Raw genomic sequence first — 255 nt, 5'->3', positions numbered from 1 at the left:
CACTTCGCTTCCCTTTGTCGCCGCCATTGTAGCACGTGTGTAGCCCAAATCATAAGGGGCATGATGATTTGACGTCATCCCCACCTTCCTCCGAGTTGTCCCCGGCAGTCTCTCTAGAGTCCCCAACGTTACTTGCTGGCTACTAAAGATAAGGGTTGCGCTCGTTGCGGGACTTAACCCAACATCTCACGACACGAGCTGACGACAACCATGCACCACCTGTCTCTTCTGTCCCGAAGGAAAGTTTCAATTACG

General features: G+C 52.5%; 1 rRNA gene. It reads right to left on the bottom strand.

Annotation, left to right across the window (positions count from 1 at the left end):
* A 16S ribosomal RNA gene (locus QMG30_RS24925) occupies positions 1-255 on the bottom strand; the annotation flags it as partial.

This window comes from Vallitalea longa (assembly GCF_027923465.1).
Taxonomy (GTDB): domain Bacteria; phylum Bacillota; class Clostridia; order Lachnospirales; family Vallitaleaceae; genus Vallitalea; species Vallitalea longa.
Note: the sequence above shows the minus strand (reverse complement) of the source record. Positions and strands in the feature narration are given on the sequence as shown.